General features: G+C 56.7%; 26 protein-coding genes and 1 pseudogene. 15 read left to right on the forward strand and 12 right to left on the reverse strand.

All coding sequences use genetic code 11. From position 1 onward, the window contains the following. The first annotated feature begins 248 nt into the window (after nucleotides 1–248). The 4 genes from CSQ95_RS22005 (at nucleotide 249) to CSQ95_RS22020 (ending at nucleotide 3,771) form a co-directional block, all read left to right on the forward strand. Nucleotides 249–1,319, forward strand: a complete 1,071-nt coding sequence (locus CSQ95_RS22005) for a type IV toxin-antitoxin system AbiEi family antitoxin (protein ID WP_099411064.1) — start codon at nucleotides 249–251, stop codon at nucleotides 1,317–1,319. A 2-nt stretch (nucleotides 1,320–1,321) separates the two neighbouring features. Further along, entirely contained in the window at nucleotides 1,322–2,245 is a 924-nt protein-coding gene (locus CSQ95_RS22010) for a hypothetical protein (protein WP_099411065.1), read from the forward strand. Nucleotides 2,246–2,271: 26 nt separating this feature from the next. Then, nucleotides 2,272–2,535 carry a hypothetical protein gene (locus CSQ95_RS22015; protein ID WP_099411066.1) on the forward strand — a complete coding sequence of 88 codons (264 nt, stop codon included), beginning with the start codon at nucleotides 2,272–2,274 and terminating at the stop codon, nucleotides 2,533–2,535. Between the two features lie 441 nt (nucleotides 2,536–2,976). Continuing rightward, a complete protein-coding gene (locus tag CSQ95_RS22020) occupies nucleotides 2,977–3,771 on the forward strand; it encodes an SDR family NAD(P)-dependent oxidoreductase (protein WP_099411101.1) in 795 nt (264 codons plus the stop codon). Between the two features lie 203 nt (nucleotides 3,772–3,974). Here CSQ95_RS22020 and CSQ95_RS22025 read toward each other — a convergent pair whose 3' ends face one another. Beyond that, on the reverse strand, nucleotides 3,975–4,979 hold the full coding sequence (locus CSQ95_RS22025) for a LysR substrate-binding domain-containing protein (protein WP_143450041.1): 1,005 nt from the start codon (nucleotides 4,977–4,979) through the stop codon (nucleotides 3,975–3,977). Between the two features lie 11 nt (nucleotides 4,980–4,990). On the opposite strand from CSQ95_RS22025, the gene CSQ95_RS22030 reads away from it, so the two are divergent. After that, the gene (locus tag CSQ95_RS22030; protein WP_099411068.1) at nucleotides 4,991–5,746 is read left to right on the forward strand and encodes an SDR family oxidoreductase; all 756 of its coding nucleotides are present in this window, start codon (nucleotides 4,991–4,993) and stop codon (nucleotides 5,744–5,746) included. Nucleotides 5,747–5,851: 105 nt separating this feature from the next. Beyond that, nucleotides 5,852–6,055: pseudogene (locus CSQ95_RS22035) on the forward strand (NADP oxidoreductase coenzyme); the annotation flags it as partial. A 196-nt stretch (nucleotides 6,056–6,251) separates the two neighbouring features. On the opposite strand, the gene CSQ95_RS22040 reads toward CSQ95_RS22035, so the two are convergent. The 7 genes from CSQ95_RS22040 to CSQ95_RS22070 all read right to left on the reverse strand — a co-directional run bounded on the left by CSQ95_RS22040 (nucleotide 6,252) and on the right by CSQ95_RS22070 (nucleotide 11,190). Then, nucleotides 6,252–6,647: an ACT domain-containing protein gene (locus CSQ95_RS22040; protein WP_099411069.1), complete on the reverse strand. Its 396-nt coding sequence runs from the start codon at nucleotides 6,645–6,647 to the stop codon at nucleotides 6,252–6,254. A 159-nt stretch (nucleotides 6,648–6,806) separates the two neighbouring features. Beyond that, nucleotides 6,807–7,760: a TIGR03571 family LLM class oxidoreductase gene (locus CSQ95_RS22045; protein ID WP_099411070.1), complete on the reverse strand. Its 954-nt coding sequence runs from the start codon at nucleotides 7,758–7,760 to the stop codon at nucleotides 6,807–6,809. 363 nt (nucleotides 7,761–8,123) lie between these two features. Continuing rightward, nucleotides 8,124–8,525 (reverse strand): DUF6632 domain-containing protein, encoded by a 402-nt coding sequence (locus CSQ95_RS22050; RefSeq protein WP_099411071.1) that lies wholly within the window; start codon nucleotides 8,523–8,525, stop codon nucleotides 8,124–8,126. Nucleotides 8,526–8,632: 107 nt separating this feature from the next. Continuing rightward, complete coding sequence (locus tag CSQ95_RS22055) at nucleotides 8,633–9,331, reverse strand: DsbA family oxidoreductase (RefSeq protein ID WP_099411072.1); 699 nt, start codon at nucleotides 9,329–9,331, stop codon at nucleotides 8,633–8,635. Nucleotides 9,332–9,394: 63 nt separating this feature from the next. Continuing rightward, a complete protein-coding gene (locus CSQ95_RS22060; protein ID WP_099411073.1) occupies nucleotides 9,395–9,727 on the reverse strand; it encodes a carboxymuconolactone decarboxylase family protein in 333 nt (110 codons plus the stop codon). A gap of 219 nt (nucleotides 9,728–9,946) precedes the next feature. Beyond that, nucleotides 9,947–10,510 (reverse strand): TetR/AcrR family transcriptional regulator, encoded by a 564-nt coding sequence (locus CSQ95_RS22065; protein ID WP_099411074.1) that lies wholly within the window; start codon nucleotides 10,508–10,510, stop codon nucleotides 9,947–9,949. Between the two features lie 125 nt (nucleotides 10,511–10,635). After that, nucleotides 10,636–11,190, reverse strand: coding sequence for an OsmC family protein (locus CSQ95_RS22070; protein ID WP_099411075.1), 555 nt, complete (start codon nucleotides 11,188–11,190; stop codon nucleotides 10,636–10,638). 370 nt (nucleotides 11,191–11,560) lie between these two features. Here CSQ95_RS22070 and CSQ95_RS22075 point away from each other — a divergent pair, with 370 nt between their 5' ends. Both CSQ95_RS22075 and CSQ95_RS22080 read left to right on the forward strand, forming a co-directional pair. Beyond that, the gene (locus tag CSQ95_RS22075) at nucleotides 11,561–11,974 is read left to right on the forward strand and encodes a hypothetical protein (protein ID WP_099411076.1); all 414 of its coding nucleotides are present in this window, start codon (nucleotides 11,561–11,563) and stop codon (nucleotides 11,972–11,974) included. 23 nt (nucleotides 11,975–11,997) lie between these two features. After that, a complete protein-coding gene (locus tag CSQ95_RS22080) occupies nucleotides 11,998–12,327 on the forward strand; it encodes a co-chaperone YbbN (RefSeq protein ID WP_099411077.1) in 330 nt (109 codons plus the stop codon). Between the two features lie 120 nt (nucleotides 12,328–12,447). Here the strand turns inward: CSQ95_RS22080 and CSQ95_RS22085 are convergent, their stop codons facing one another. Then, complete coding sequence (locus CSQ95_RS22085; RefSeq protein WP_099411078.1) at nucleotides 12,448–13,221, reverse strand: SDR family NAD(P)-dependent oxidoreductase; 774 nt, start codon at nucleotides 13,219–13,221, stop codon at nucleotides 12,448–12,450. A 77-nt stretch (nucleotides 13,222–13,298) separates the two neighbouring features. Further along, complete coding sequence (locus tag CSQ95_RS22090) at nucleotides 13,299–14,414, reverse strand: alkene reductase (protein WP_099411079.1); 1,116 nt, start codon at nucleotides 14,412–14,414, stop codon at nucleotides 13,299–13,301. 435 nt (nucleotides 14,415–14,849) lie between these two features. On the opposite strand from CSQ95_RS22090, the gene CSQ95_RS22095 reads away from it, so the two are divergent. From CSQ95_RS22095 to CSQ95_RS22110, 4 genes are all read left to right on the forward strand, one after another. Beyond that, nucleotides 14,850–16,181 carry a sensor histidine kinase gene (locus CSQ95_RS22095; protein WP_099411080.1) on the forward strand — a complete coding sequence of 444 codons (1,332 nt, stop codon included), beginning with the start codon at nucleotides 14,850–14,852 and terminating at the stop codon, nucleotides 16,179–16,181. Further along, complete coding sequence (locus tag CSQ95_RS22100) at nucleotides 16,181–16,933, forward strand: LytTR family DNA-binding domain-containing protein (RefSeq protein WP_099411081.1); 753 nt, start codon at nucleotides 16,181–16,183, stop codon at nucleotides 16,931–16,933. Before CSQ95_RS22095 ends, CSQ95_RS22100 begins: the two co-directional genes overlap by 1 nt. A 107-nt stretch (nucleotides 16,934–17,040) precedes the next feature. Further along, nucleotides 17,041–18,093, forward strand: coding sequence for a S41 family peptidase (locus tag CSQ95_RS22105; protein WP_180279135.1), 1,053 nt, complete (start codon nucleotides 17,041–17,043; stop codon nucleotides 18,091–18,093). 364 nt (nucleotides 18,094–18,457) lie between these two features. Beyond that, a complete protein-coding gene (locus CSQ95_RS22110) occupies nucleotides 18,458–18,847 on the forward strand; it encodes a hypothetical protein (protein ID WP_143450042.1) in 390 nt (129 codons plus the stop codon). Nucleotides 18,848–18,887: 40 nt separating this feature from the next. Here the strand turns inward: CSQ95_RS22110 and CSQ95_RS22115 are convergent, their stop codons facing one another. Beyond that, a complete protein-coding gene (locus CSQ95_RS22115; RefSeq protein WP_143450043.1) occupies nucleotides 18,888–19,166 on the reverse strand; it encodes a hypothetical protein in 279 nt (92 codons plus the stop codon). A gap of 128 nt (nucleotides 19,167–19,294) precedes the next feature. Continuing rightward, nucleotides 19,295–20,644 (reverse strand): glutathione-disulfide reductase, encoded by a 1,350-nt coding sequence (gorA, locus tag CSQ95_RS22120; RefSeq protein WP_218963634.1) that lies wholly within the window; start codon nucleotides 20,642–20,644, stop codon nucleotides 19,295–19,297. Between the two features lie 612 nt (nucleotides 20,645–21,256). Between gorA and uxaC the strand changes: the two genes are divergently transcribed. Genes uxaC through CSQ95_RS22135 form a run of 3 tightly spaced genes read left to right on the forward strand, consistent with a single transcriptional unit; the run spans nucleotide 21,257 to nucleotide 25,716 of the window. Further along, nucleotides 21,257–22,651 (forward strand): glucuronate isomerase, encoded by a 1,395-nt coding sequence (gene uxaC, locus CSQ95_RS22125; protein WP_099411086.1) that lies wholly within the window; start codon nucleotides 21,257–21,259, stop codon nucleotides 22,649–22,651. A 27-nt stretch (nucleotides 22,652–22,678) separates the two neighbouring features. Beyond that, nucleotides 22,679–24,277, forward strand: a complete 1,599-nt coding sequence (locus tag CSQ95_RS22130; protein ID WP_099411087.1) for a UxaA family hydrolase — start codon at nucleotides 22,679–22,681, stop codon at nucleotides 24,275–24,277. Between the two features lie 11 nt (nucleotides 24,278–24,288). Further along, nucleotides 24,289–25,716 carry a tagaturonate reductase gene (locus tag CSQ95_RS22135; protein WP_099411088.1) on the forward strand — a complete coding sequence of 476 codons (1,428 nt, stop codon included), beginning with the start codon at nucleotides 24,289–24,291 and terminating at the stop codon, nucleotides 25,714–25,716. Nucleotides 25,717–25,795: the final 79 nt, after the last annotated feature.

Raw genomic sequence — 25,795 nt, forward strand, 5'->3', positions numbered from 1 at the left:
AAAAAAAAGATCGAGACGTATCAGAAGCGCTGTGCAGCCCCGACGATGATATCGTCGGTCCCTGGACTTGGTGGGTGTCTGTACGCCATGTGCGTTGTCGCTACATTGCCTTTGGTGAAGAATATGTTGTTCGTTAAGGCTAAGTTGCTTGATCATCGTTTTACTTGCACTTGTTTATCTGCGCAGATAAACTATCGTAATTAGCTAAACAAAATTCAAAAACAGCCGTATATCTGCGCAGATAAACTATGTCGAACTCAGAAAAAAATCTCGTGCAATTGGTCACGCAGTCCTTGAAAAGTGTCGATATTGAGGTCGAAGCAACCATTTTTGAGGTGGAACATCATGGTGGCTATCTAGATTGCCTGATGCATATCGTCTCTCCCCACGGCCACCGAAGACTCGCCATTGAAATGCTGCGTCAAGCATATCCAAGAGACGTTCGCGACGCCGCTTGGCAGCTCCAAGCATTTATGAAGGACAACGACGACGCCAACGATATCATCCTGATGGTCGCCGCCGAGCACCTCAGTGAAGGTGCGAAGGACGATTTACGGCATCATCACCTAGCTTACTTTGACGCCAGCGGGACGTTTTATCTAAGGCACAAGGAATGGTTGATTGATATTCAGCGTTCCTCCAAGCCAGCTTCCCGCCGTGGCGCACTGTCATTATTTACCGGTGCGCGGGAACAGGTGATCCTCACCTTGCTGGTGGAACATCGCAACTTCAGGAGTGGGCTGGAGCTTGCAGAAATGTCGCAGACCTCTACCTACACCGTGTCCACCGTGCTGGCTGAGCTGGAACGCCGAGAATGGATCGAAAGCGAGGGGAGCGGCCGAACACTGCGTCGCAGGCTGTCCAAACCCACCGAGTTGCTTGACGTTTGGGCGAAGGCGTGGACACAGCGCAAGGAAACGAAAACGAAATGGCATTGCTATGCATCCGACCCGGCAAATCTGATTGAACAATTGGCCGATAAAATAGATGCCGAATCACTGGAAAGCGGTGTATTTACAGGTGCCGCGGCAGCCAACCGAGTCGTCCCACATCTGACCCGGACTGATACGATCGACATGATCATTCCGCCAGGTGAGGCAAAATTCTATGCGAACGTGTTCTGGATGAAGCCGGTGGACAAGGGGGCTAACGTCACACTGATCGAACGCTCTGGTGTCAGCACCATGTTTGCGAAAAAAGATCCGGCCTCCAGGGCATTGCTGGCCAACCCGTTTATCCTGTACCTTGACTTGCTCGATGGCAAAGGAAGAAACAAGGAACTCGCCGAACAACTCCGACTACAAGAATTGGGAATATAAGGATGGCCACTGCAGGAAAACCAAAAACAGCCGATGGTTACGACAATGCGCAGACGCTGGCGTGCGAGCGGGTATTGGTCACCTTGCTGACCGCGTTCGGTACCATGAAAGATTCCATCCGGTTGGTTGGTGGCTTGGTGCCACGCTACCTGACGCCGGAAGTACCGCCAGATGTGCCTGCGCATGCGGGGACGACTGACGTTGACATCGTCTTCAACCTGCAGGTGATTGCGGAAGGCGAGGGCTATGCATCGTTGGGCGAGCAGCTGAAACAGCGTGGCTTCAACCGCTATCTCAAGCCAGGCGCCACTGGGCCGAGTAGCTGGCAATGGGTGTACCAGATTTCGGAGCACGAAAGTGTGATGGTCGAGTTCCTGCATAACGCAGCTGAGCGCTCCCAGGAAGGTAGACCTCTGTCGATCGAGGGGGAAAAAGTTTCTGCGTTGGGCATTCGTCATGCCGGCGTTGTACATGACTGGTATTGCGAGAGGAAGGTAACAGCCGAATTGTTCAATGGTGCCGGCATTTCCACCGAGTTGGTCCGGTACGCCGATGTGACGTCATTTCTCATTTTGAAGGCAATTGCCTTCGACCAGCGGGCTGAAAACAAGGACGCAGGTGACTTGGTACACGTGATGCGCTACGCTGGTACGCCCGAGCAGGTCGGCGAAGAGATTCTTAAGCGCTACCGTTCAGGTGTGCACAACCAGGCTATTCTGGATGCATTGGACAAGCTGCAGAACTGTTTTTGTGATGGCGATGGCGTAGAGGGATATCGGCGCAATGGGCCTATTGCGGCTGCTCGATTCAAACTCGGCCTGGACGACGAGGACGATGAGGAGCGCATGCGCGAACAGCTGGACGTGGCCGGCTTGGTCATGATGATCGTCACCTACGTACTGGATCGGATTCATGCGCGCGAATAGAAAAGATAATTTAAACAAATGATTATTTGAAAATCAATATCCCAAAGATATTGAGCGTTTCCAAACCGCTCAAAAGCCTCTCGGGTGACCTGACGGAGGAGGCGAAGCGTGACCTTGCGACGAAGGAGCTAGCCGGTCGTGCTGCCGTCTTCCAGGCAAAATACATGGCCGACCTTGCCGCTAAGTTTGAGGCAGAACATCAAGCAGAATTTCTACGGCAAATAGCGGAGGACGCTCAGTCCGACGCTAGACGGAAAATATCGTCGCTGAAAGCTTCTTCCCGCTTCTAAAGCGCGAAGGCATCAAGCACAAGGCCTATGCAACCCGGTACGACGTCAGGCAGGATATCCGTCATAGCCGAGTGTCGATTTCCCCCTGTGCTTCCGGGGTACTCAAGCAGCCATGGCACCAAGATCAGACTTCGACAATTCATCGAAATCGTCTGATCATTGACCCTCCGATCCATTGAAGAAAAGAGCCACACACGTTCAATGCTATTCGATCGCACAAAAACACCATTACTTCGATTCAGCTTGCGTACGGGCGTAGCCCAAACCATCAATTTTTTCCAGCTATTGCCAAGACGTGCGTAGGTAGCGCCAGGACATATCATTCCACGTTCATTACAGGGATTGCAACAAGTCAAATACTCCTTGACACAACAAAATTGGCTGCTAGAATGCCTACCTACTAGTTGGTAATTTTTTATAAACTGAAAAAGGAACGTGATGATGGATACCAAAAGCTTTGATGGCCGCAAACTCCTGGTCGTTGGGGGGACCAGCGGCATCGGTCTGGAAGTGGCCACGATGGTGGCGCAGGAAGGCGGCACAGTGGTGGTCGTGGGAAATCGCGTGGAAAAGGCAGAGGTCGCGCGCCAGCAATTGGCGGCCATTGCTGGCGAAGGTAAGGCATTCGCACTGACTGCTGACCTTTCGGATTTTGCCAGCGTACGTACATTAATCGACAGGTTGAAAAACGAGCATAGTGACATCGATCTGCTAGTCAATTCCGCTGGTATTTTTTATCCTAAAGGGTTCCTTGAGCATTCGCTCGAAGATTACGATAGTTTTCTGAATCTGAATCGGGCGCTCTTTTTTATTACCCAACAGGTGGCCAGTTCGTTGGTGGCGCAGAAGAAGCCGGGCTCCATTGTCAACGTGACAGCTGTTGCAGCTCGCCAGGCGATTGAGACGGTGCTGGCCTCGGCCTATTCGATGGCGAAAATTGGACTCGACTCCATGACGCGGCACGTGTCCGCTGAATTGGCAAAATTCGGTATTCGCATCAATTCGGTTGCGCCGGGCATGGTGGAAACACGCATCTTCGAGCGCTTCATTCCCGGAGATCAACTGGATAACGCGCTGAAAGATTTCAATGATTTCCATCCGCTCGGCCGTAATGGTACGCCACGCGATGTGGCCGAGAGCATTGTCTTTCTGCTTTCGGACAAGGCCTCCTGGGTAACGGGTGCAGTATGGGATGTCGATGGTGGCGTGATGGCATCTCGTAAGCTGGGCAAGTAAGCAGAAAATCTTCGCCCACAGTAAATGCTGAAAGGAAAGACCGGATAGCCTGGTGCGCACATGGTTCGTTCAGGCCAGTTCTTGTGCCGCTGGGCAAGTCCATCATTTAGCCATATCCAGCCTGCAACGGCGATTAACTGATGTATTTTATACAGCATACATACAGTATCAGCAGGAATCGGAAGGTGTTCATGGCAGGCTCATCAATGGCCAAACTCAGCTTCATGCAGTAGCCATTGCCGAAACTGGACAACCGGCTCTGGCAATGCAAGGTGAAGTGGCTGCACAATAAAGTAGCGCCAAGGAACGGGCCAACTTATTTCCGGTAATAAGCGTACCAGCTGGCCGGTTTGCAGTTCGTTCGCCACGAAACGACGTCTTGTCAATGCCACTCCTTGAGCTGCCAGCGCTGCCTGGATTACGGCCGCGGCGGAGTTAATTTTGAACCCTTCGCTGATATGTTCCCTATGGTATCCCTGGCGCGCGAACCAGGTTGACCAACTTGGGAAGGCGGTCGTCTGAGCGAGCGTCAGGTCATGAATCAAGGTAAACCCTGCCATGTCTTCGACACTGCCTGGGTTGCCTCCGGAAAGCAGCGTTGGACTGGCTACCGGGAATACTTCCTCATCCATCAACTCGGTTGCCATTAATCCCTCCCAGCGCCCGGCGCCGCATCGAATACCAAGGTCGGCTTCCCCATGCTCGATGTCGGCCAGATTGTCCGAAACGTCGAGCCGTACATCGATAGCCGGATGCATGGTTGTGAATAGATGCAAGCGCGGAAGAAGCCAGCGGGATACTACTGCTTGCGATGCCGAAACGGTCACGAGCGAGCGGCGGCCTCGCTGACGCATTTGCCGTAAGCCTGCGTCCAGCTGATCCAAACCTTCGGTAAATGCTGGCAAGGCCATGCGTGCGCTATCGGTCAATGACAGGCGGTTGGCACCGCTACCCAAGCGATTGAACAAGGGCGCCCCAAGCCAACCTTCCAAAGCCCGCACTTGCTGTCCGATGGCAGCTGGCGTCACATTCAATTCGAGCGCAGCATCAGCATAGTTTTTCTTGCGCGCGACGGCTTCAAAAGCCTGTATTGCTCTTAGCATCGATAAATTTCGCATCGGGTGGGATAGTTTTTCTTGTTTGTCGGAGAAGAAATTGTAACTCGCGGCGGCGTTCATCACTGAGTAGACTGGGTATTCATTTTTCACTGGAGTAAATCATGAATTTCTCTGATAAAACAGCAGTCGTCACCGGCGGCAGTACTGGCATCGGCTTTGCCACAGCGAAGCTTCTGCTTGAGCAAGGCGCCCGCGTCACGATTACAGGACAGAACCGGGCACGTCTTGATGCTGCAGCGCAGTCATTGGAGGCCTTCGGCGATCGTGTATCCACTGCCATCGTGGAGATGCGCCGCCCGGCAGATCTGATCGCGTTGCACGCACAGGTGCAGCAGCAGTACGGAAAGCTGGATGTACTGTTCGCCAACGCGGGGGTTGCGTTCGCAACACCGTTGGAGTCGACCACCAAAGAGCGCTTTGATGAGATGTTTGACATCAACGTCAAAAGTGTCTATTTCACGGTCCAGCATTTGGCACCATTAATGCAGTCTGGCAGCAGCATCGTGCTCAATACCTCCTGGCTTGCCGAAACCGGTACCGCGGGCTTGTCACTGTTATCGGCTTCAAAAGCAGCCGTGCGGTCGATGACGCGTACACTGGCGGCCGAATTGCTTTCCCGTGGAATACGTGTCAACGCAGTCAGTCCAGGGGCAATCGCGACGCCTATCCACGGCAAGAACGGAATGAAGCCCGACGAGTTGGCGACTTTTGCGGCGAACATCCAGCAAGGTGTGCCCTTGGGCAGGTTTGGCGAAGCCGAAGAAGTGGCCGCTGCCGTCGTTTTCCTGGCCGGGAGCGGGTCAGCTTACATGCTCGGATCCGAGGTCGTGGTAGATGGTGGCTTCTCGCAGCTCTAACCGAAGGCGGCATCAACCCGGGTCATCGGCGGAATTTCACAACCTTTGCCAAGGACCAGTCAACTGTAAAGTGTCCGTGGCATCTGCCGGAGTTCCTTCAAGGGTGACCCGGCCGTACATGCTGGAAACAGAGTCGTGTTCCTGGCGAGCGACGATGACGGTGTGGTAGCGGAGGTTGCTACGCTTGCAGAAAATCTCGGCTTCTCGCCAATCAAACTTGGCGGGCTCTCCGAAGGTGGACTGCTTGTGCAAGCATGCGGAAACAGCTGGGGGCAATTGATCTATAAAAATCTGGTCAAGTACGACTGACTACATAGCCTGGCGGCCCAATTGCTTTCGGGTGTACGTGTCAATGAGGCCATTTCAGATGCGATCGAGCCCTCTACCTGCGGCTTCGGAACCGTGGCAGACGGGGGCTTTTCGCGCATCTCTTGCCATCGGACAGCTGTTATATGAAAAATGGGGAATGCTCAGCGTGTGATTCCGTGGGCCTGCAGCAGTTTCCCTATTGATCGTCACAACTTACCAAACGGTGTCCCGCAGCGGACAGTAACGGCAGCGCTCGTTCTAGATCATTTCGCTGAAGCAGTAGGTGATCGCCATCGAATGTTGATACAACGAAAATACCGATTCCGTTGCGTGAGAGTGGCTCGATTACCGACAAGACAATGCCGGTGGCGCCGAAAGCAAACGGACCGACAAAACGCCAGCAAGCCCAGTCCTGTTCAGACCGTGTGCCAGCGGGTACGCGGTCGGCCCTGCAAACGATAGATAGCTCATGGCGCGAGCGGCTGATGGTGACAAATCCTTCACCATCAGCCCAATCTGGAATCGCTACATCAGGCGCTAGGCGGCTGACTGCATAGGGATGAGGGTCCTGTTCGAGTGTGATTTGATGCATGCGATTTTTTCTTTGAAATGATGTGGGAGCGAGAGTACACGCCTTGACTGTATTATTGCAGTCAATATTTTTTATTTGCCATGCATGATGCTAATAACGTCACCCTCGGTCTACTCGTGGGGGGGCACTGTGGATTTTTAAGGACAAAATTGTATCCGTTTACGTGCCATTTGCATGGAACTCTGGCAGTACCTCAGCGGCCAATTCTTCGATAATCTCATGGAGCGCGCGCTCGGAAGTTGAGATATTGAGCGACACATGATGTGTGCCGCTGTCTCGCATATTCCTCAGTAGTTCCGCCAAACCCAATCTGCCAACTCGGTAACCCAGAGGGATCGGAATTGCTTTTTCATATGGATTGGCACTGAGGTCCAAGCGCATGGCAACCCCAAAGGCGCGGAACTCTCCGGGAGCGACGCGCTCGACCGCTGTTCGCCACATGCCATGGCGCACTTGCTGGTCTTCCGGCTTGCGGTCATACGTCATCCAACCGAGGGCGTGGCGTGCAATCCAATTGACACTCTGGCCACCGGAACCCACGGCGAGCAAGTCGATGCTGCGAGGGAGCCGGGGTAAGAGGAAGAAGGCTGGGGTGTCTTGTGACACAATGTCCGGAACGACTTGCGAAGGTATGCTGATAGCTGCGGCAACGGTTTTCCAGTGACGCCGGAATAATTCTTGCCGCTCTTTGGTATCCTTGCCGAATGCGGCATATTCGGCAGGTCGATCGCCTGATCCCAAACCTAGGATGAAACGATCCTGCGACAAATTGCTCGTGGAAATGGCGCTTTTTGCAATGTGCAATGGGTGCCGTAATGGCAGAACGATTGCACCGCTGACGAGTGCAATCTGCGTAGTTTGCACTGCCAGGGCCCCCAACAAGACCCAAGGATCGAGGTGCCCCACTGGGTCAGGATAGCCGGTGCTGTTAAGTGGGACATCACGTATCCATAAGGCTCGATATCCCAGCGCATCCGCTTTCTTCGCCAAAGTAAGTTGCTCGCTAAAGTCGACCACGGTCTGCCCGACTTGGAGCATAGGTAAGGCGAGCCCGATTGAGAGTTGTTTATCTCGGAACACGCGCGTGGAGGCCGTTGTTTGAATACTTTCCATCTTCTTCCTTTTCTTCCTAGTACCTGGATGAAGGCGAACCCCTCATCGTGGGAGCGGCTGAGCAAAGATTACTTAATGGCTGGTTATTTCACCACGCTGGCGAATCGAGTTTTCTTCGAGTTGATCCAAAGTGGCTGAATTGTCTTTGCCTACTCGTCGAGCACCTTCAGCGGCAACAAACGTCACTCCAGAGGCGTCAGCCAAGGATTTTGAGCGCTTAGCAGCACCGAACAAGAGGGCGCGCGCGGGGTAAGGGCTGGAGCGAGAGTCTATCGACCGTAGTGGAGCTAGTCGTCCAGATCCGAGTCTTAGAACTTTGAAAGGCGAGGCGCTGGCACTTGCCTTTCAGCCGTGAGGCCGCAGCTAGCCTTTGGTATTTGTTTTGATCTGTTGGGTACGTGGCAATAAGTACCAAAGTACACCCGCCATGATGAATAATGCCGGGACATCACCAAGAAGGTTGGCGTGCTCGTGAGCATCATGTCCGGCCTGCAGAGCCATAATCCCAGCGTGCACGATGTTGGACCAGATCGTAAACTGGATCAGGCTTCGGTGTTCGCTTGGTCGACGGGACGCGATGACCAGAAATATACCTAACGTCGCGTAGACCCCTTGGATCATCTGCTCATACTTTGTCTGTCTCGGCTCCCATGTCCAGCCCTCTGGCCAGAACCAGTTCATCAGCGGGTACAGACCAACCAGGAGAAACAGGCCGAAAAATAGCAGGGCCCAACGCAGGAACTTCTCTCGAGTTTCATTATTCATGTCGTTACCGTCTCCATTATTAATATGCGCACCGTTGCCATACGAGAGCGAAAAAAGACTCACCAGCCGAGAGCCTGTCAAAAGGTCAAGGCTGGATTGAGGTACCGTTAAATGGTGCAGCCGTCCAGGCCACAGACCTGCCCGCCGGATGCCGTCAGGTTCACTTGAGACTGCGCATAGAGCTTCTCCAGCGCCTGCTTGAAAACTTCTGGGGACTGAGCCCCTGAAATATGTGTCCCATTGCCAAACAGAAACAGCGGCACACCCGAAGCGATGCTTGAGGCTTTGCGCTCATCATCCAGTACCAGTTGGCGCAAGTGCGGTGTCGACCATGCGCGTTGCACTACCTCGGCAGGAACGCCAGCTTGCGCTGCGATCAGGGCGAGGGACTCACGGTCGAACAACGATTTGCCATGCGAAACACTCTGTTCATAGAGCACCTCGACCAAGTGTTTTTGCAATGCCTCGTCGTCCACTGCCTTGACGAGCATGTGCGCGTCCATGGTATCGCCAAACAGCATGGTGTCGAACTGATAGTCCAAGCCTTCCGCCGCCCCGTGCGACTTGACCGAGTACATCATGCCCTCGGCCGCTGTCGGATCACGAAACTTTTTCAGCAGAACTGTCTTGATCGGTTCGGCGGGATAGTTCGAGCCGATGCGGTAAGCGCGCAGATTCACCTGTACCGCGTCTTTGTGCTCGAAAGCGGCAAGAGCCTTGTCAAAACGGCGCTTGGCAATCCAGCACCAAGGGCAGACGAAATCGGACCAGATATCGACGACGAGTGTTTTTGTGTTGCTGTTCATGGTTTTCCCTTAAATAGCCGACGCTGGCATATATGTTTGCCAGTGTCGGCTGTCGGAGCAGTATCAAGCTTTGTCGAACGCGTCCAGCACGTGGGTGCTGTACACAACTGCGGCGCCGGCATTGAGGTTGATCGCCACGCCGAGTGCTTCGCCAATTTCTTCAACGGTCACGCCGAGTTTCTTGGCCGCGGCGGCATGGAAAGCGATACAGCCGTCGCAGCGCGTGGTGACGGCTACCGCCAGCGAGATCAGTTCGCGCGTTTTCGCGTCGAGATGGTTGGTTTTGTCACCAGCGGCGCCCAGTGCGGCGATGCCTTTCATAGTCTCCGGTGTCAGGGAGTTCAGTTGCATCGCACGTGTGTTGATGTCTTGCCGGGCTTGTTTCCAGTCTTCCATAGTATCCTCGCTTGGCGCCAGGGCGCCGATTGGTTATCTGGGCAATTCCCAGGATTTACGTAGTCTACCATCTAGAAGGTAGGTTGTCAAGGCCTGCATGATTAATCATGCGTATTCGCTTAAAGCTTTGTTCGGCAGTGAGTGTTTACGGACTAAGTGGATCAGTCGATGTGGCCACGGCGGATGCGCCGTGGTCATTGAGGCGCCAGCAAATGGCAGTTAGGTCAGCGTATTGAGAATGTGATGAAATGCAGCCAGCGGATCGGATGAAGGACCCAATGCCCAATCGATAAAGCTGGCGCCTTCAAGGGCGCTGAGGAGCATCAGGGCACAGTCCTTGGCTGATTTGGCGGGTGTTTTGCCAGACAACTGTGCCGCCAGGATGAGATTTTTTTCCATCCAGGACAGCTGCGTCACGATCAGGCGCCGGCCCAGCTCTTGCAGCGAGGCGGGGAGCGCGGCCATCTCGGCGGCAAGCGCACCGCACAGTGGCAACAGGCGATCATTGGCACTGGCCAGAAATAGCCCGGAAAATTCGCGCAGGCGCTCGAGCGGGTCAGTTTGCGCCGCATCGATTGCCTGCAGCTTTTCAGTGAACAGGTCAATATATTGCGTAATCAATGCCACGCCAAGGTTTTCTTTGGTGGGGAAATGGTGATGAATACTGGCTTTGCGGATACCGATTTCTTCCGATAAATCGGCATAGCTGAAAGCCGCGTAGCCTTTTGAGCGCAGCTGGATTTCCGCACTCTTCAAGAGGGCATCCCGTGTGCTGACTGACATGACAAACTCCTCAACCAATGACCATGCTCCAGTCTAGGCTGGAGCATGGTCGAGAGGCTCTGATAGGGCCGCGGCCAATGATATTGGCCGCGGCAGGATTAACAGCGAAACTGCAAAGGGGGCAATTATGCCTCAAGAATCTCCAGCTTGGGCAGCATGTGGATGGCCTTCGAGAAATTGGCCAGGTTGACCGAGGTTTTAGTCACGGCCTGATGCAGTGCTTCGACGCGATCGCGTGAAGCATCCGTACTGATTCGCACCACATAGCTAACCTCGTCGTAGCCAGGATTGACGTTTTCGTCCAGGCCGAGGAAGCCGCGCAGGTCCAGCTTGCCGTCCGTTTCGATCTCCAGGCTGTGCACGGTGATGCCCATGGCCGCCGCATTGGCCGCGTAGCCTACCGACAGACAGGCGTTGAGCGCGGCCATCAGCAACTCTTGCGGATTTGGGGCTGTATTTTGACCCAGCAATTCATGTGGTTCATCGGACGCGATCTCGAAATGGCGCGCATGTTTCTCGCCGCCAAGAACATAGTGGCTGACGGTGGCCACGCTGCGTGTCTGATGTTCCCACTTGGTCTTGACATTGAAACGCGCCTCGCCTTTGTCAGGGTTCTCTGCCACGCACTGGGCGAACTGTTGCAGGCCTTCTACATTAATACCGTTGAGCATATTGGTCATGATCGATCCTTGTAAGACGGCTGTCGCAGCCGACGAGTGAAAGAACCATAGTCTACCAACTAAAAGGTAGGTTTGCAAGTCCCGATATGATTTCTGCCTTTCACAGATAGGACAAACAAGTGTCGAGCAGGTCGTTTGGACGTCCAACTTGTGCCAAGGGCCAAGTATTTGTGCCGTCGACACTGAGGAACTATGGGATAATAAATTACTTGAAATTCTACCTACTAGAAGGTAGAATAGGTGATGATAAAAAAGTCTCCGGAAATACGTTGGGCTGATGGCGTATGGGGGGGGAGCATCTGGAAGCGCTAGACAACAATTTGCGTGGGCGGCCAGACGGTTGCTAGACAAATCAAGGAAAGTACATTTAATGACTTGCCACCCAAAATCTCTCGTCGTCGATATGTGGTGTGAAGTGGGCTGTGCTGTTTGTTTGCAGGCAAAACGTCATTTTGATGAGGCACTGGCTATTTTTCCTGGCAAGGACAGGGTGCGGGTGAATCTGCACGTGCCCCAGCTTGCCCTCAAGGCCGTAGAGACGGAATTCACTCGTAAACCGGGCCCGGAGGATGTTAATCCACAGAGCTTGCCGCACGCTGACATCTCGGTACCCGCAATTTCAGACGGCGTTCCAATGTTTGTCTTTAATCAGCGTTTTTACGTTTCCGGCATGCAGTCCGTGCAGCGCTATGCCAATGCACTTGAAGGTATGTTGATATTGTCCAGCGAAGTGACCGGGGTGAAAGCTGACTTCTCATGCGTTTTGGATTGTTGTCTGGTGTAATTGATTGATAAAAGGGGTGTGCAATGGGAAATTTTACCGAGTTGTCCGCGGATGGGTTTTCAAATTTTATTCGGGAAGGCGATGCGATCATTCTTTTCTCCGCATCGTGGTGCCGGCCATGCGACGAGATGAAGCCGGTGTTTCAGGCGTTGTCGGACGAGTTGTCCTCAGAAGCGGTGTTTGGTGTGATTGACAGCGCCGTCTCGCCTACCGTTGCCGTCACGATGGGCGTGCGTTCCGTTCCATCGATTGCGCTTTTTCGGGATGGGCGCCTGCGTTTGCTGTTGAGTGGTCCACGCACGTTCGCCGCCACAAAAGAGGCGATCCTGGATGCATTGCAGGCTGGGGCCTGATCAAGCTAACGACGCGCCGCCCGTGCGAGCGGCGCGTATAGCCAAGGCAGGATTTTTATGCATGCGCTCCAGACTGTTTGCTGTGGCATGCGCCGCCGGTCAGGTGTATTGAAGCTGTTGTCAGATGCGTCCGGCCGTGACACCGCCATCAACCGGCAGAATGGCACCGGTAATCCACGATGCTTCTTCGGACGCCAGGAACAGCATGGCTTCAGCGACATCGCGCGGCTGACCGTTGCGGCCTAGCGGATGGAAACTGTCAAATCCTGGCAAGGCCGCCTTCACCTGTTCAGCGTCCATGAAGGTGCCGAAGATGGGCGTTTCCACCACAGCGGGGGCCACGGTATTGATGCGGATGTTGGCGCCGGCCAGCTCGATGGCCAAGTTGCGGGTCAGAGCGTGTACGCCCGCATTGGCGGCCGAGTAGGCGGCCGATGGGGTGGCGCCAATCGCCTGCGTAGCCCACATGGAGCCGGTTTGCACGATGACGCCGCCGCCGCGCTGCAGCATCGCCTTGGCGGCAGCTTGCGCCATGAAAAATTTTCCCTTCAGGATAATGTCGAGAAAACCATCGTATTCCTTGGGCGTCACTTCCAGAAAGGACTTGGGTTGGAACACGCCGGCGTTGTTGATCAGGATATCAACGCCGCCAAACGCTGCTATTGCCGTGTCCACCAGGCCTTGTGCCGTGGACGGCAAGCTGATATCGCCGGTATGGCAACGCACGCGCTGATGGCTGGGATCGATCTCGTCGGCGGTTTGCGCCAGCTTGGCGGTATCTCTGCCGCCGATGACCACCGATGCGCCGGCCGCTACTAACCGCTTGGCGACCTCTTTACCGATACCGGAGCTTCCTCCGGTGACAATAGCGACCTTATTGGTGAATGTATGCATGTTGGAACTCCATGAGGATGAGGGAAGTACTGGATCAAAATGTGCTGACCGCATCTGGGGCACGGTCAGCATCTGTTTTAACGGCTTGATGCGGCGTTATAAACTGGGTAGTCGGTGTAGCCCTGGGACAGGGCGCCGCTGACACCGTAATAGGTCGAACGGTCGCTGTCGGCCAGCGGCCAGCTGTTTTGCATGCGCTCCACCAGATCCGGATTGGAGATGAATGGCATGCCGAAGGCGATGAGGTCGAGGTCGCCTTTTTCCAGTTCGCTACGTGCCAGTTCCTGCGTGAAGCCGCCCGCGCCGATCAGGGTGCCTTGGTAGGCTTTGCGGAAATGCGCACCAAAGCCTTCCGGAACTTCCGCCGCCGTGATGGTCGGCTGATAATTCAAATGCACATACGCCAGGTTTCGAACGCTGAGCTCAGCGGCCACGCTCTTCCAGACTTGCGCTTCATCCGCATAGGCGCGCATGTCGTACAGCCGGCCGTATGGCGAGAAGCGCACCCCGACTTTGCTGCTGCCGATGGCGGCCGACAGGGCGTCGATCGTTTCCAGCAAAAAGCGCTGGCGGTTGGCGATGCTGCCGCCGTACTGGTCGGTGCGCGTATTGACGGCGCTGCTGAGGAACTGGTCGAACAGGAAGCCGTTGGCGGCCATGATCTCGATCCCGTCAAAGCCAGCGTCGATAGCGACTTTTGCTGCATGCACGAAGTCGGCGGTGACTCGCGCAATCTCATCAACCGTCAGTGCGCGCGGCACGCTGGGCAGTACCGGACCAGCCTTGCCCGGTTCGATCCAGGCATAGACGGTGGTGTTTTCCGCCGCCACGGCGCTGGGTCCGACGGGCGCCACATTGCCCGGCTGGATCGACACGTGCGACATGCGGCCCACGTGCCACAGCTGGGCGAAGATCTTGCCGCCCTTGGCATGCACGGCATCGGTGACCGGACGCCAGCCCCGGCCCTGGGTTTCGCTATAGATGCCCGGCGTGTACAAATAGCCGCGGCCTTCATCGGAGACCGGCAAGCCCTCGGTGATGATGAGACCAGCCGAGGCGCGCTGGGCGTAATACAACGCCGTGAGTGCATCCGGATTGTTTTCGAGGGTGCGCGTGCGCGTCATCGGCGCCATTACGACGCGGTTAGCCAGGGAAATGCCGGACAGGTCATAAGAAGTAAACAGTTGATTCATTAGATGCCTCGCAAAGGGGTCTGGAGCGCCGGGGCGCCGGATAATTGCCGGGATAAATACCAAGCTCGAAATAAGTCTACCATCTAGTAGGTAGGCTTGTCAAGCAGACTTTGAATTTGTTTTGTGTGAACCGTGCAAATCGTTATCTAGGTATGACGCTGCATGTTTTGTTTCGCAGTGCCACGATGGACACTTTCGAAAGAACCGAGGACCGTGCTCAGAATATGTAATTGGACGCTATCCCTGTTGCTCCGCTCCACCCATCTGGGTTCATGCATATGTCCTTCTAAATCGTTGAGCCCGGCAGCGACTCTATCCACGGCGTCCATCCCGCCAGCGCCGGTTTCCTCCGCGATTTGTAGGCGTTCGTCGCATGGGAGAAGATACGGGCGTCCGTGCCGCTAGAATGGGGGCGAGTTAAACACAAGGAATTTAATGAGTTCTCCCCCATTTTTGCCATTCAACGCGCCTCCCGTATCGGAAGTCAAGCACGACCGCCACCTTGTGCGCCGCTACTTGCTGCAGTCTGCGCTGCGCTTAAACGCCGGTTCACTCTTGTTCCTGTCGCTGGCGATCGCGCTGCTTCCGCTCTGGCTGAACCACACCCCGGCCGCGCCGGGCGAAATGGAGACCCGCAAGCTGACTCCGTACATTGTCAGCGGCGTTGTAGCGGCGGTGATGGTCTGGCTCGCGCTGATGTCTAATGGGATCGCACGCAGCTTTCTAGCGCGGCTGGGCGAAGAGCGCAAGGCGCTGAGTGTCGAGGCGATGGCTTCCATGGTTACGCGTCGCATCCATGCGCCGTTCAATCCCTACACCACCTTTGACCTGTGCACTGAGTCCCTATCGGGGCTGGCGCTCGGCATGGCACTTGGCTACTCCGGTCCGCCTGCGTTTTTTCACGACCCTTTCAAGGGCCGGATCGTGCTGGGTCGCTGGCGCCCGTTGGTGCTGGGGCGCCATGTCGAGGTGAGAATATCGTCCGATTTGGGCCCCAGCTGCGACATTGAGCTGCGCTGCCGACCTGGCCTGGCTTGGTTCGCGATCCAGCAGGGTGAGTCACTAAAGACTGCCGAGATGGTGTCTACCCAACTGCAACAGCACCTCGCGCGCCATGCAAGCGCGCTAAATGCGGCTCGGCGTGAGCGCGAGCTGGAACGCACCTCTCTGCAGGCGCGCCTTTCAGCCTTGCAGGCCCAGGTAGAGCCGCACTTCCTGTTCAATACCCTGGCAAATCTAAAGTATCTGATCCGCACCGACCAGCGGGCCGCGCAAGAGATGCTCGACCATCTGGTCGGCTACCTGCAAAACGCGATGCCCGATATGCGCTCGGTGTCCTCGACCCTGGGACGAGAAATGGATCTTGTTAGCGACTACTTGGCGGTGATGCGCATTCGCATGGGCACGCGCCTACGCTACGCTGTCGAAGTGGCCGAGGAATTGCGCAGCCTGCCGTTCCCGCCGGCGATGCTGATCTCGCTTGTGGAGAACGCCATCAAACACGGTTTGGAGCGGGCCAGCCGACCCGGCCTGATTACCATCAACGTAAGGCACAAAAGCGACAGCACGGACGGGCTGCTGAGCGTGTCTGTTGTCGATGACGGGGTCGGCTTAACCGAACAATCCGGGCAAGGAACAGGGTTGGCGAATATTACAGAGCGCTTGCTGCTGCTATATGGGCGGGAGGCTAGCCTTTTTGTGGAGCCTGGCGACGGACAAGGTGTATGCGCAGTGTTGACGGTGCCTATTGTCGGGAGCCACGCCTGATGCCAAGCGCTCTGATCGTCGAGGACGAGCCTCTGCTAAGGGCGGAGCTGGTGGACCAGCTGTACGCCTTGTGGCCCGAACTGCAAATCGCCGGCCAGGTCGAAAACGGCATCGACGCGGTGGCAAGCATCGACGTACTGAAACCGGACATCGTATTCTTGGACATACAGATGCCCGGCCTGAACGGCATGGAGGTGGCGCGCCATATTCCCGAGTCGTGCCAGGTAGTGTTCGTTACAGCGTATGCGGACTATGCCTTGGCCGCTTTCGATACCGGCGCGTCCGACTATCTGGTCAAGCCGGTGACGACCTCACGCCTGCTGCAGACGATCCGTCGTCTGAAATCGCGCACGGCCGCAAGCCCGCCGCCGGCCGTGTGGGAACAGCTCTTTGAACAGGAGAGCGCACCGGTGTACCTCAAGTGGATCAAGGCCTCAAGCGGCAGTTCGGTGCGACTGGTGATGGTGAGCGAAGTGCTGTACTTCCAGTCGACCGAAAAGTACACGCGGGTGGTGACGGACCACGGCGATTCGCTGATTCGGTTGCCTCTCAAGTCCCTGCTCGAGCAACTGGACCCTCAGTTGTTCACGCAAATCCACCGCAGTGCCGTCGTCAATCTGCAGGCCATTGACCGGATTGAACGCAGTGAATCCGGGGTGCGCAGCGGCCCTGGGCTGGAGGTCATCCTGAAAGGCCGGACCGAGCGCTTGACCGTTAGTGAGGGATTTACCAAGCAGTTCCGTCAGATGTAGCAAGGATGTTAAAGCCTCCCTGCCGATTGGCCGCCTCCGTAACGACGGCGGATTTGTTGGTTCAGTTCGCAGTTAATCATTTAATCATATTTAAAAAAAGGAAAATAATGAAAAATAAATGGATAGTCTCCCTAGCTTTGTTATTACTGACCGTGACAGGGGCAATCGCAGCTACCCCCCCGGTGGCGCCGACAGTGGAGGTCAATCCGGCAGTCCGGTTGGAGGTCATCGATACGCTGATTGCCAAGCTCAATTCCCACTACGTTTTTCCAGACAAAGCCAAACAAGTCGAGGTTGTCTTGCGCCAGCATCTGCGCGAGGGCAAGTACGATAGGGTCACAGACGGTCAACAACTCGCCAAACAGCTATTCGATGACATTGATGGCGTTATCCACGACAAGCATATGTTCATCGATGTCAGTGCCCAGCCGGTGCCGCCCGATGATGCAATGCCGCCGCCACCACAGACGCGGGCGGAATGGGAAAAACAAGTGCCGCCTGCCGTGCTTGAAAGGGTTCTTGCATCAAACCTTGGCGTGGAAAAGGTCGATCATCTTAGTCCCAATATCGGCTACCTGGAGATTTCCTCATTCGGGCCGATTTTCCTTGTATCCGACAAGTTCGCCACAGCGATGAATAAACTCGCTAACACCGATGGCCTCATCATCGATCTGCGCAACAACGGCGGTGGCGGGGAAGACTCAGTGGCGCTACTGATCAGTTATCTTGTTGACGGGCGCACCCGCCTCAACGACATCTGGGAACGTGCGACCGGTATCACCACGCAGTATTGGACGCAGGATAAGCTCGACGGCAAACGCTATGGGGGCAAGAAGCCGGTCCTCATCTTGACAGGCCCCGATACGAAGTCCGCCGCCGAATCATTTGCGTACCAAATGCAGGCGCTGAAACGCGCCAAGGTGATCGGGGAACGCACTTGGGGCGGCGCCAACGCTTCGCGCCCATATCGTCTCAGCGAGCATTTAGCTATCTTTATCCCAAGCAAGCGCCCGGTCAGCTCAATTACCCGTACAAACTGGGAGGGCACGGGAGTCACTCCGGATGTAGCTACAAAGGTGAACGATGCTCTCGCGGAGGCTAAAGTTCTGATGCAGCGACAATTTCATGGGGGCGCACCACGTGCTACCAAGGATCACTAAAAACTATGGTCGATATGCCGGGTGCGAAGTTCATATTTGCCACGATGAGGTAGAGAACAGCCCAGTGCAGTCTTTGGGTGGCGAGATTCTTCACTTCGACGGCAAGAGTTTCACCCGGTCTGAGTTGCCGGAGACAAAGGCAGATAAACACGGCTAGAATGGGATTCAGACGTCTGGCGCAGTGTTGATTGATAGGTTTTATATCTCCACGACGGCACGGCACAAGCATGCACTATGGCGGGAGGGACGCCTCCAAAGTGCGCGCCTCCTCAGAAGATCAAATCATCACCTTAGATAAGCGCTACACCTGGTCGCAACGAAGGCGGGATCGCGGAACGTAGCGCCAAGTTTATCAACCGTGATCTTGCGCCTCTCCAAGGACGTCTCCCAGAACTATTGCCGTAACCGCGAGAGGTTATTCAACTCTGGCGTCGGCCAAATCCCTGTGGTTAATGCCGCCACCATGCGCAAACGAGTCGGCCGTGTGCTGGGCCGTGGCGGTGAATTCGCCAACCGCGTGTACATCAATAGCTGGTATCTGATCGGGCCGTTCAAAGGCAAGCACGGAAGGGGACTATCTTCCATCCACTACTATCCGCCAGAAGATGGAATTGTTCTGGACTCTGCCTATCGAGGCAAGGATAACCGTGTGGTTCAATGGCGTTACATCAACGCGGATAGCTATCCCCTCGTACCGCCCGACTTCGCCGAAGACGCGGTCTACTACGGCTATACCGAACTCATGTCTGGCTAAGAGCGGCACCTGACGATCTGGATTCCGGCCGGCAGGCCGATCATCGCAGCACCCGATCAAGCACCTGCGCCAGCGCGGCCGCGTTGGGCTGGCCTTCGATGCACACGTGGAGCTGGCCCAGCTCAAGCATGATCGTCCCGCCCACATCGATGGTGGCGTTGCCTGGCGCCGGCGCAGTGGGCGCCAGCACCACCGGCAAGAGGCCATCGTCGCGCATCAACGCAGGCACGCCGAGGCGTCCTTGTTGATAGAGGCTGCGCCAGCTGCCTGCGTGGCATGGGTCGAACATCATCAGGTAGCTGCCATTTGGCTGGCGCACTTATTCAGGTGCGGAGCAAACGGCAACGCGGTACCGATACGGCAATCCATCTAGCACAGGATGAAGAGGGAGATTAGCGAGCCGGTGTCGCCCAGCGCCAGTGCGTGGTGTTGGCGCTCGACGCGCCATTACTTCATGGTTACGAACTCTTCGGCAGCAGTAGGGTGGATAGCCACTGTATTGTCGAAGTCGCGTTTGGTCGCACCCATCTTCAAGGCCACGGAAAATCCTTGTAGGATCTCATCCATGCCGATGCCGATGCCGTGGATGCCAACAATTTTTTCCTCCGCGCCGATACACACGAGTTTCATGCGCGAAGGCTGTGCATGATGGGTCGGTGCGGTATACATGGAAGTGAACGCAGATTGATATATCTTGACAGCGCTATCACCAAATTGCACACGGGCCTCGGGTTCCGTAAGTCCAACTGTGCCGATGGGCGGGTGGCTAAACACCACGGTAGGGACGTTGCTGTAATCGAGATGTTCATCAGGCTTGTTGTTGAACAGGCGTTCGGACAGGCGCCGGCCAGCAGCAACTGCGACAGGTGTCAGTTCAATCCGGCCGGTGTTGTCGCCCACCGCGTAGACCCCCGCAGCGCTAGTGTTTTGCAGCTTGTCAACAATGATGTAACCCTGCTCGCTGATAGTGACGCCAGCACGTGCGAGGTTGAGCTTGTCGGTGGCCGGCTTGCGGCCAATGGCCCAGATTAGACAATCCACAGTTTGGGTTCGCCCATCCTCCAACGTCAGGGTCAGACTGCCATCCGCGTTTCTATCCACGGATTTTGGCACGGCGTTGTTGTGCAGATTGAGCCCTTCAGCCTGCATTACTTCGACCAGCGTCTCAACGAGAAGTGGATCAAAACCTCGTAATGGGGCATGCCTTCGAACAAACAGGTGCGTTTCGGCACCCAGGGCATTGAGAACGCCCGCAATTTCTACTGCGATGTAACCGGCCCCCACCACTGCGACTCGCTGCGGCAAGGCATCCAGTGCGAAAAATCCGTCAGAATCAATACCGTATTGTGCGCCGGGAATTGTGGGATAACTGGGGAAACCGCCGGTCGCGATCAGTATATGGTCCGCTGTCAATCGTTCACCGTTGACTTCGACAGTATGGGAGTCGATGAATGTGGCGAAACCCCGGATCACGTCCACTTGGTTTTTACCGAGAACGTTGTTGTAGGAAGCACGGATACGTTCGATATAGGCCGTCCGATTCGCAATCAACCTTTGCCAATTGAAATTGTCGACATTGACGTCAAAACCATAATCGGGTCCGTAGGTGTGAATCGCTGAAGCGATCTGCGCCGCGTACCACATCACCTTTTTTGGCACACAGCCGACGTTGACGCAGGTGCCACCAATGTCCTTCGCCTCGATCACGGCGCATTTCATGCCGTGCATGGCGGCGCGATTAACAGAGGCGATCCCGCCGCTACCACCACCTATTGCAATATAGTCGTAATGTTTCATCAATTAACTGCCCTTTATAGTCGTCAATTTCCCGTATCGTTATCGCAAGCAGACAAGCAAGTTTGTTGAATTTCATACGTCGCACGCTTACTTGCTGATCAATTCTCAACTTTAAATTATTTCCAATACTATACCTACTAAATGGTAGTTTGTGTGAGAAGCCATGAATCTGACAAACCGACACAGAGACGCGAAGGACGGCCACGTTGACCGAACGGGAGCTTGCGATGCCAGGGTCGGGGACCTGTTTAAGCGGAATGGACGCGCGTGTTGCATTCAGCAGCGATAGTGCGTGCTCAAGATATCTTCTTTGTCATAGATGATCGTTTGCTAAGGTCGACACAACGAAGATGCTGACGTAGCCGCTGCCTGCGGCCAACCTGACATACGGTAGGGTGCCATTTTCGCGCGATTCACCGAGTTGCTCAGCGATCCCCGCAATTTTTCAAGTTGTTGTTGTTTCCTCCTCTTCACATTTTTCCCTCTTGATATTTCTGCTTGCCTTTACTGATATATTACATTTACTATTCTGATATATCAGAGCGCGCCAGTTTGGTGCCACGACAAAAACACAGCGCGATGCCCGTCGCGCGCAGCAAGGAGATAGCTACGATGACCGAGTTCATGAATCAGGATTTTCTTCTCACCACCGACACGGCCCGCAAGCTGTACCACGAAGTGGCGGCCGACCTGCCGATCATCGATTACCACTCGCATTTGCAGCAGGGCGAGATCGCCAGCCGCAAGACCTTCCGCAACATCGCCGAGCTGTGGCTGGCGGGCGACCACTACAAATGGCGCCTGATGCGCACGGCTGGCGTGGCCGAGGAGTTCATCACGGGCGCGCGCTCGGACCAGGAGAAATTCCGCGCCTTCTGCAAGGTGCTGCCACTGGCCATCGGCAATCCGATCCACCACTGGAGCCATCTGGAACTGCGCCGCATCTTCAATATCGATTTGTTGATCAATGAAGCGAATGCGGACGCCATCTGGGAACAGGCCAACGCCATGCTGGCAACGATGGACACCTGGTCGCTGCTGGAACAGGCGGGCGTGGAAATCGCCTGCACCACCGACGATCCGGCCGACGACCTGCTGCAGCATGCGCAAATCGCCGCCTCCGGCCTGAAGACGCGCGTCCTGCCCGCCTACCGTCCGGACAAGGCCATGCGCATCAACCAGCCGCGCTTCCCCGAGTACCTGCAGCGCCTGAGCGCAGTGGCCGATGTTCCCGTCACCTCGTTTGCCTCGCTGATCGCCGCGCTGGCCGTGCGCGTGGAATTCTTCCACTCGCGCGGTGCGCGCATCTCGGACCACGCCGTCGACGTGACCTTGCCCGTGCAGGCGGCCAGCGCCGAGGAACTCGAAGCGTTGTTCGCCAAGCGCCTGCAAGGCACCTTGCTCAGCGACGTGGAAAATGGCTTGTACCTGCGCGGTCTGCTCGAGGCGATCGGCCGCGTGTACGCGAACTACGGCTGGACCATGTGCCTGCACATCGGCGCGCAACGTAACAACAACGACCGCATGCGCGGCTTGCTGGGGCCGGACACGGGCTACGACTCGATCTCGGACATGGGCTGCAGCGCCGGCCTGGCCTCCTTGCTCAACGCCCTGGATCTGGACGACCGCCTGCCGAAAACCATGCTGTTCTGCCTGAACCCGAACATGAATGAAGTGTTGTCTACGATGGTGGGCAACTTCCAGGACGGCACGGTGGCAGGCAAGCTGCAGTTCGGCCCGGCCTGGTGGTTCAACGACCACAAGGAAGGCAATCTGCAGCAACTGGTCGGCTTCGGCAATCACAGCGTGCTGGGCGTGTTCGTCGGCATGGTGACCGATTCGCGCAGTTTCGCTTCCTACCCGCGCCACGACTACTTCCGTCGCCTGGTATGCCGCCAGATCGGCGAATGGGTGCACGGCGGGGAATACCCGAACGATTTCGAGGCATTGGCCACCATCGTGCGCGGCATCTGCTACGAAAACGCTCAAAAATATTTTCAACTGTAATCCCTCAGCTGCCGCCAGGAAATAGTCATGCAAAAAGTGTTGTGTATCCATCCAGACGACGACATGCTGGTCGCCTTGTCCGACCTGGCCGCTGGGGAAGTGGTGAACTGGGAAGGCGAGTCCATCCTCATCAGCAGCGCCGTCAAAACCAAGCACAAGCTGTCCCGCCGCGCTTTCGCGGCCGGCGATATCCTGCGCCTGTACGGCGTCCCCGTCGGCAAGGCCACGGTGGATATCCGCCGCGGCGAAGCCGTGACTACGGACAACCTGCACCATTACGCGGCCGAAGTGGCGCTGGAAGCGCAAGCGCCCTACACCTGGACGCCGCCTGACGTGGCGCGGTTTGACGGCGCCACCTTCCCCGGCGTGGTGCGCGCCGACGGTCGCGTCGGCACGGCCAATTACTGGCTGATTTTCCCCCTCGTCTTCTGCGAAAACCGCAACGTCGAGCACTTGCGCAACGCGCTTGAAGCGCCGCTCGGCTATACGCGCAACGACCTCGCTTCGTTCACCTTGTCGCTGCTGGGCGAAGACATGGAAGCGCCGAAGCCCGTCGTGCGCCCGTTTCCGAATCTGGACGGCGTGCGCATCATCACGCACAACGGCGGCTGCGGCGGCACGCGCGCCGATGCGCGCTCACTGTGCAAGATTTTATCTGCCTACGCCGACCATCCGAACGTGGCCGGCATCACGGTGTTCAGCCTTGGTTGCCAGAATGCGCAGATCGCCATGTTCCAGGACGCGCTGGCCAAACAGAACCCGCATTTTGACAAGCCCTGCCTGATCTACGAACAGCAGAAATGGGATAGCGAAGACGCCATGATGAAGGCCGTGCTGACGGACACCCTGGCGCAATTGAAGGAAGCGAACAAGGTGGTGCGCCAGCCGGTGCCGCTGTCGCACCTGAAGATCGGCGTCAAGTGCGGCGGCTCGGACGGCTTTTCCGGCATTTCCGCCAATCCTGCCATGGGCCTGGTGTCGGATATGGTGGTGGCCGTGGGCGGTGCCTCCATCCTGGCCGAGTTCCCGGAACTGTGCGGTGTCGAGGCGAACCTGATCGAGCGCTGCGAAAACGACGACGACAAGCGCCGCTTCCTGGGCCTGATGCGCGACTTCGAAGCGCGCGCCGAGGCGGTCGGCACGCATTTCGCCGATAACCCCAGCCCTGGCAACATCCGCGACGGTCTGATTACCGACGCGATGAAATCGGCCGGCGCGGCAAAGAAGGGCGGTACCTCGCCCATCGTCTCGGTACTCGATTACGGCGAGCAAAGCCCGAAACCAGGTTTGTCCCTGCTGTGCACGCCGGGTGGCGACGTCGAATCGGTGACGGGCATCGTCGCCTCGGGCGCCAACGTGGTGCTGTTTTCCACGGGCCTGGGCACGCCGACGGGCAATCCGATCGTGCCGGTGCTGAAGATTTCCAGCAATACGCGGGTGGCGAAAAAGCTGTCGGACCTGATCGACTACGACTGCGGCCCCGTCATCGACGGCACGCCATTGCCGGACGTGGCCAACGGCCTGTTCGACATGGTGGTGGCGACCGCCGGCGGCAAGTACGCGGCCAAGGCCGACCGCCTGCAGCAGTACGACTTCATTTTCTGGAAACGCGACATTTCACTGTGAACGACATTCTCATGCAAGCATTGCGCCGCAGTACACCGTTCGACCTGCCGATCAAGATCCTGCAATTCGGCCAGGGCAATTTCATGCGCGGTTTTTTTGACTGGCAGGTCGACCTGCTCAATGAACGCAGCGGCCTGAATGCGGGCGTGGTCGTGGTGCGCCCGCGCGGCGGCAGCGGCTCGCCGCTGCTCGACGTCCAGGACGGCCTGTTTACCACTGTCGTGCGCGGCCTTGACGAAAATGGCCATGCCGTCAGCACCTGCCGCACCATCTCTTGCGTGCAGCGCGAAATCGATCCGGCCAGCATGTATGGCGACTACCTGGCGCTGGCCAGCCTGCCCGAACTGCGCTTCATCGTCTCGAACACCACCGAGGCGGGCATCGTCACCAACGACGGCGATGCCTTCGATGATGCGCCGCCATCGAGTTTTCCCGCCAAGCTGGCACGCCTGCTGTCCGACCGCTACGCGTATTTTGAGGGCGACCGTACAAAAGGCGTGGTGCTGCTGCCGTGCGAACTGATCGAACAGAATGGCCCGGCTTTGAAGGCGGCCGTGCTGCACTTCGCGCGCCTGTGGCAGCTCGACGCGGGCTTTGCCGATTGGCTCGACAACGCCTGCGTCTTTTGCTCGACGCTGGTCGACCGCATCGTCACCGGCTATCCGCAGGATGCCGCCGTCATCGAGGCGCAGCTCGGCTATCGCGACCAGTTCATGGTGGCCGCCGAATATTACTATTTGTTCGCCATCGAAGGCCCGGCGTCGCTGGCCGATGAATTGAAACTGGCGGGTGCTGACTTGAACATCCTGCTGGTCGACGATATCGCGCCCTATAAAAAGCGCAAGGTGGGCATCCTCAACGGCGGCCACACGGCGCTGGTGCCCGTGGCCCTGCTGGCTGGCCTGGGAACTGTGGGGGAGGCCGTCAACGACGCGCAGGTCGGTGGCTATCTGTCCGATACTCTCGCCCAGGAAATCATCCCCGCGCTGCCACTGCCGCAGGATGAATTGCAGCAGTTTGCGCGCGACGTGCTGCTGCGCTTCCGTAACCCTTACATACAGCACCGCCTGGCGTCCATCGCCCTCAACAGTTGGAGCAAGTTCGCCGCCCGCATCGCGCCGCAGCTGCTGCGCTATGCGGAAATGCATGGACGATTGCCGCTGCGCCTGGTGCTGGCACTGGCTGCCACCATGCGCCTGTACCGCGGCGACGTCATTGCCTTGTCCGACGATGCGGCCACCCTGGCGTGGTTCGGCCAGGGCTGGGCCGATGTCGATGCCGGCCGGCTGGGCTTGCAACAGCTGGCGCAGCGCTGGCTGGCGCAGGAAAACGTGTGGGGCCGCGACATGAACGCGGTGCCAGGCCTGGCGCAAGCCGTGGCCACGGCCCTGCAGAACATCGCTTCGCAGGGCATGCGCGGCGCCTTGCAGGCCTTGTAGGACAGCCGCACCGCAACTGCATTACCGCACTACGGCAATACCGCAGCACCCATAAAAACCGAGGCCGAAGGCACTTCCC

Source organism: Janthinobacterium sp. BJB304 (assembly GCF_002735765.1).
Taxonomy (GTDB): domain Bacteria; phylum Pseudomonadota; class Gammaproteobacteria; order Burkholderiales; family Burkholderiaceae_D; genus Janthinobacterium.

What these genes read in the sequence shown, in the direction of transcription:
- CSQ95_RS22005 (WP_099411064.1), top strand. Translation starts at nt 249, where the DNA reads ATGTCGAACTCAGAAAAAAATCTCGTGCAATTGGTCACGCAGTCCTTG.
- CSQ95_RS22010 (WP_099411065.1), top strand. Translation starts at nt 1,322, where the DNA reads ATGGCCACTGCAGGAAAACCAAAAACAGCCGATGGTTACGACAATGCG.
- CSQ95_RS22020 (WP_099411101.1), top strand. Translation starts at nt 2,977, where the DNA reads ATGGATACCAAAAGCTTTGATGGCCGCAAACTCCTGGTCGTTGGGGGG.
- CSQ95_RS22030 (WP_099411068.1), top strand. Translation starts at nt 4,991, where the DNA reads ATGAATTTCTCTGATAAAACAGCAGTCGTCACCGGCGGCAGTACTGGC.
- CSQ95_RS22040 (WP_099411069.1), bottom strand. Translation starts at nt 6,647, where the DNA reads ATGCATCAAATCACACTCGAACAGGACCCTCATCCCTATGCAGTCAGC.
- CSQ95_RS22045 (WP_099411070.1), bottom strand. Translation starts at nt 7,760, where the DNA reads ATGGAAAGTATTCAAACAACGGCCTCCACGCGCGTGTTCCGAGATAAA.
- CSQ95_RS22050 (WP_099411071.1), bottom strand. Translation starts at nt 8,525, where the DNA reads ATGAATAATGAAACTCGAGAGAAGTTCCTGCGTTGGGCCCTGCTATTT.
- CSQ95_RS22055 (WP_099411072.1), bottom strand. Translation starts at nt 9,331, where the DNA reads ATGAACAGCAACACAAAAACACTCGTCGTCGATATCTGGTCCGATTTC.
- CSQ95_RS22060 (WP_099411073.1), bottom strand. Translation starts at nt 9,727, where the DNA reads ATGGAAGACTGGAAACAAGCCCGGCAAGACATCAACACACGTGCGATG.
- CSQ95_RS22065 (WP_099411074.1), bottom strand. Translation starts at nt 10,510, where the DNA reads ATGTCAGTCAGCACACGGGATGCCCTCTTGAAGAGTGCGGAAATCCAG.
- CSQ95_RS22070 (WP_099411075.1), bottom strand. Translation starts at nt 11,190, where the DNA reads ATGACCAATATGCTCAACGGTATTAATGTAGAAGGCCTGCAACAGTTC.
- CSQ95_RS22075 (WP_099411076.1), top strand. Translation starts at nt 11,561, where the DNA reads ATGACTTGCCACCCAAAATCTCTCGTCGTCGATATGTGGTGTGAAGTG.
- CSQ95_RS22080 (WP_099411077.1), top strand. Translation starts at nt 11,998, where the DNA reads ATGGGAAATTTTACCGAGTTGTCCGCGGATGGGTTTTCAAATTTTATT.
- CSQ95_RS22085 (WP_099411078.1), bottom strand. Translation starts at nt 13,221, where the DNA reads ATGCATACATTCACCAATAAGGTCGCTATTGTCACCGGAGGAAGCTCC.
- CSQ95_RS22090 (WP_099411079.1), bottom strand. Translation starts at nt 14,414, where the DNA reads ATGAATCAACTGTTTACTTCTTATGACCTGTCCGGCATTTCCCTGGCT.
- CSQ95_RS22095 (WP_099411080.1), top strand. Translation starts at nt 14,850, where the DNA reads ATGAGTTCTCCCCCATTTTTGCCATTCAACGCGCCTCCCGTATCGGAA.
- CSQ95_RS22100 (WP_099411081.1), top strand. Translation starts at nt 16,181, where the DNA reads ATGCCAAGCGCTCTGATCGTCGAGGACGAGCCTCTGCTAAGGGCGGAG.
- CSQ95_RS22105 (WP_180279135.1), top strand. Translation starts at nt 17,041, where the DNA reads ATGAAAAATAAATGGATAGTCTCCCTAGCTTTGTTATTACTGACCGTG.
- gorA (WP_218963634.1), bottom strand. Translation starts at nt 20,644, where the DNA reads ATGAAACATTACGACTATATTGCAATAGGTGGTGGTAGCGGCGGGATC.
- uxaC (WP_099411086.1), top strand. Translation starts at nt 21,257, where the DNA reads ATGACCGAGTTCATGAATCAGGATTTTCTTCTCACCACCGACACGGCC.
- CSQ95_RS22130 (WP_099411087.1), top strand. Translation starts at nt 22,679, where the DNA reads ATGCAAAAAGTGTTGTGTATCCATCCAGACGACGACATGCTGGTCGCC.
- CSQ95_RS22135 (WP_099411088.1), top strand. Translation starts at nt 24,289, where the DNA reads ATGCAAGCATTGCGCCGCAGTACACCGTTCGACCTGCCGATCAAGATC.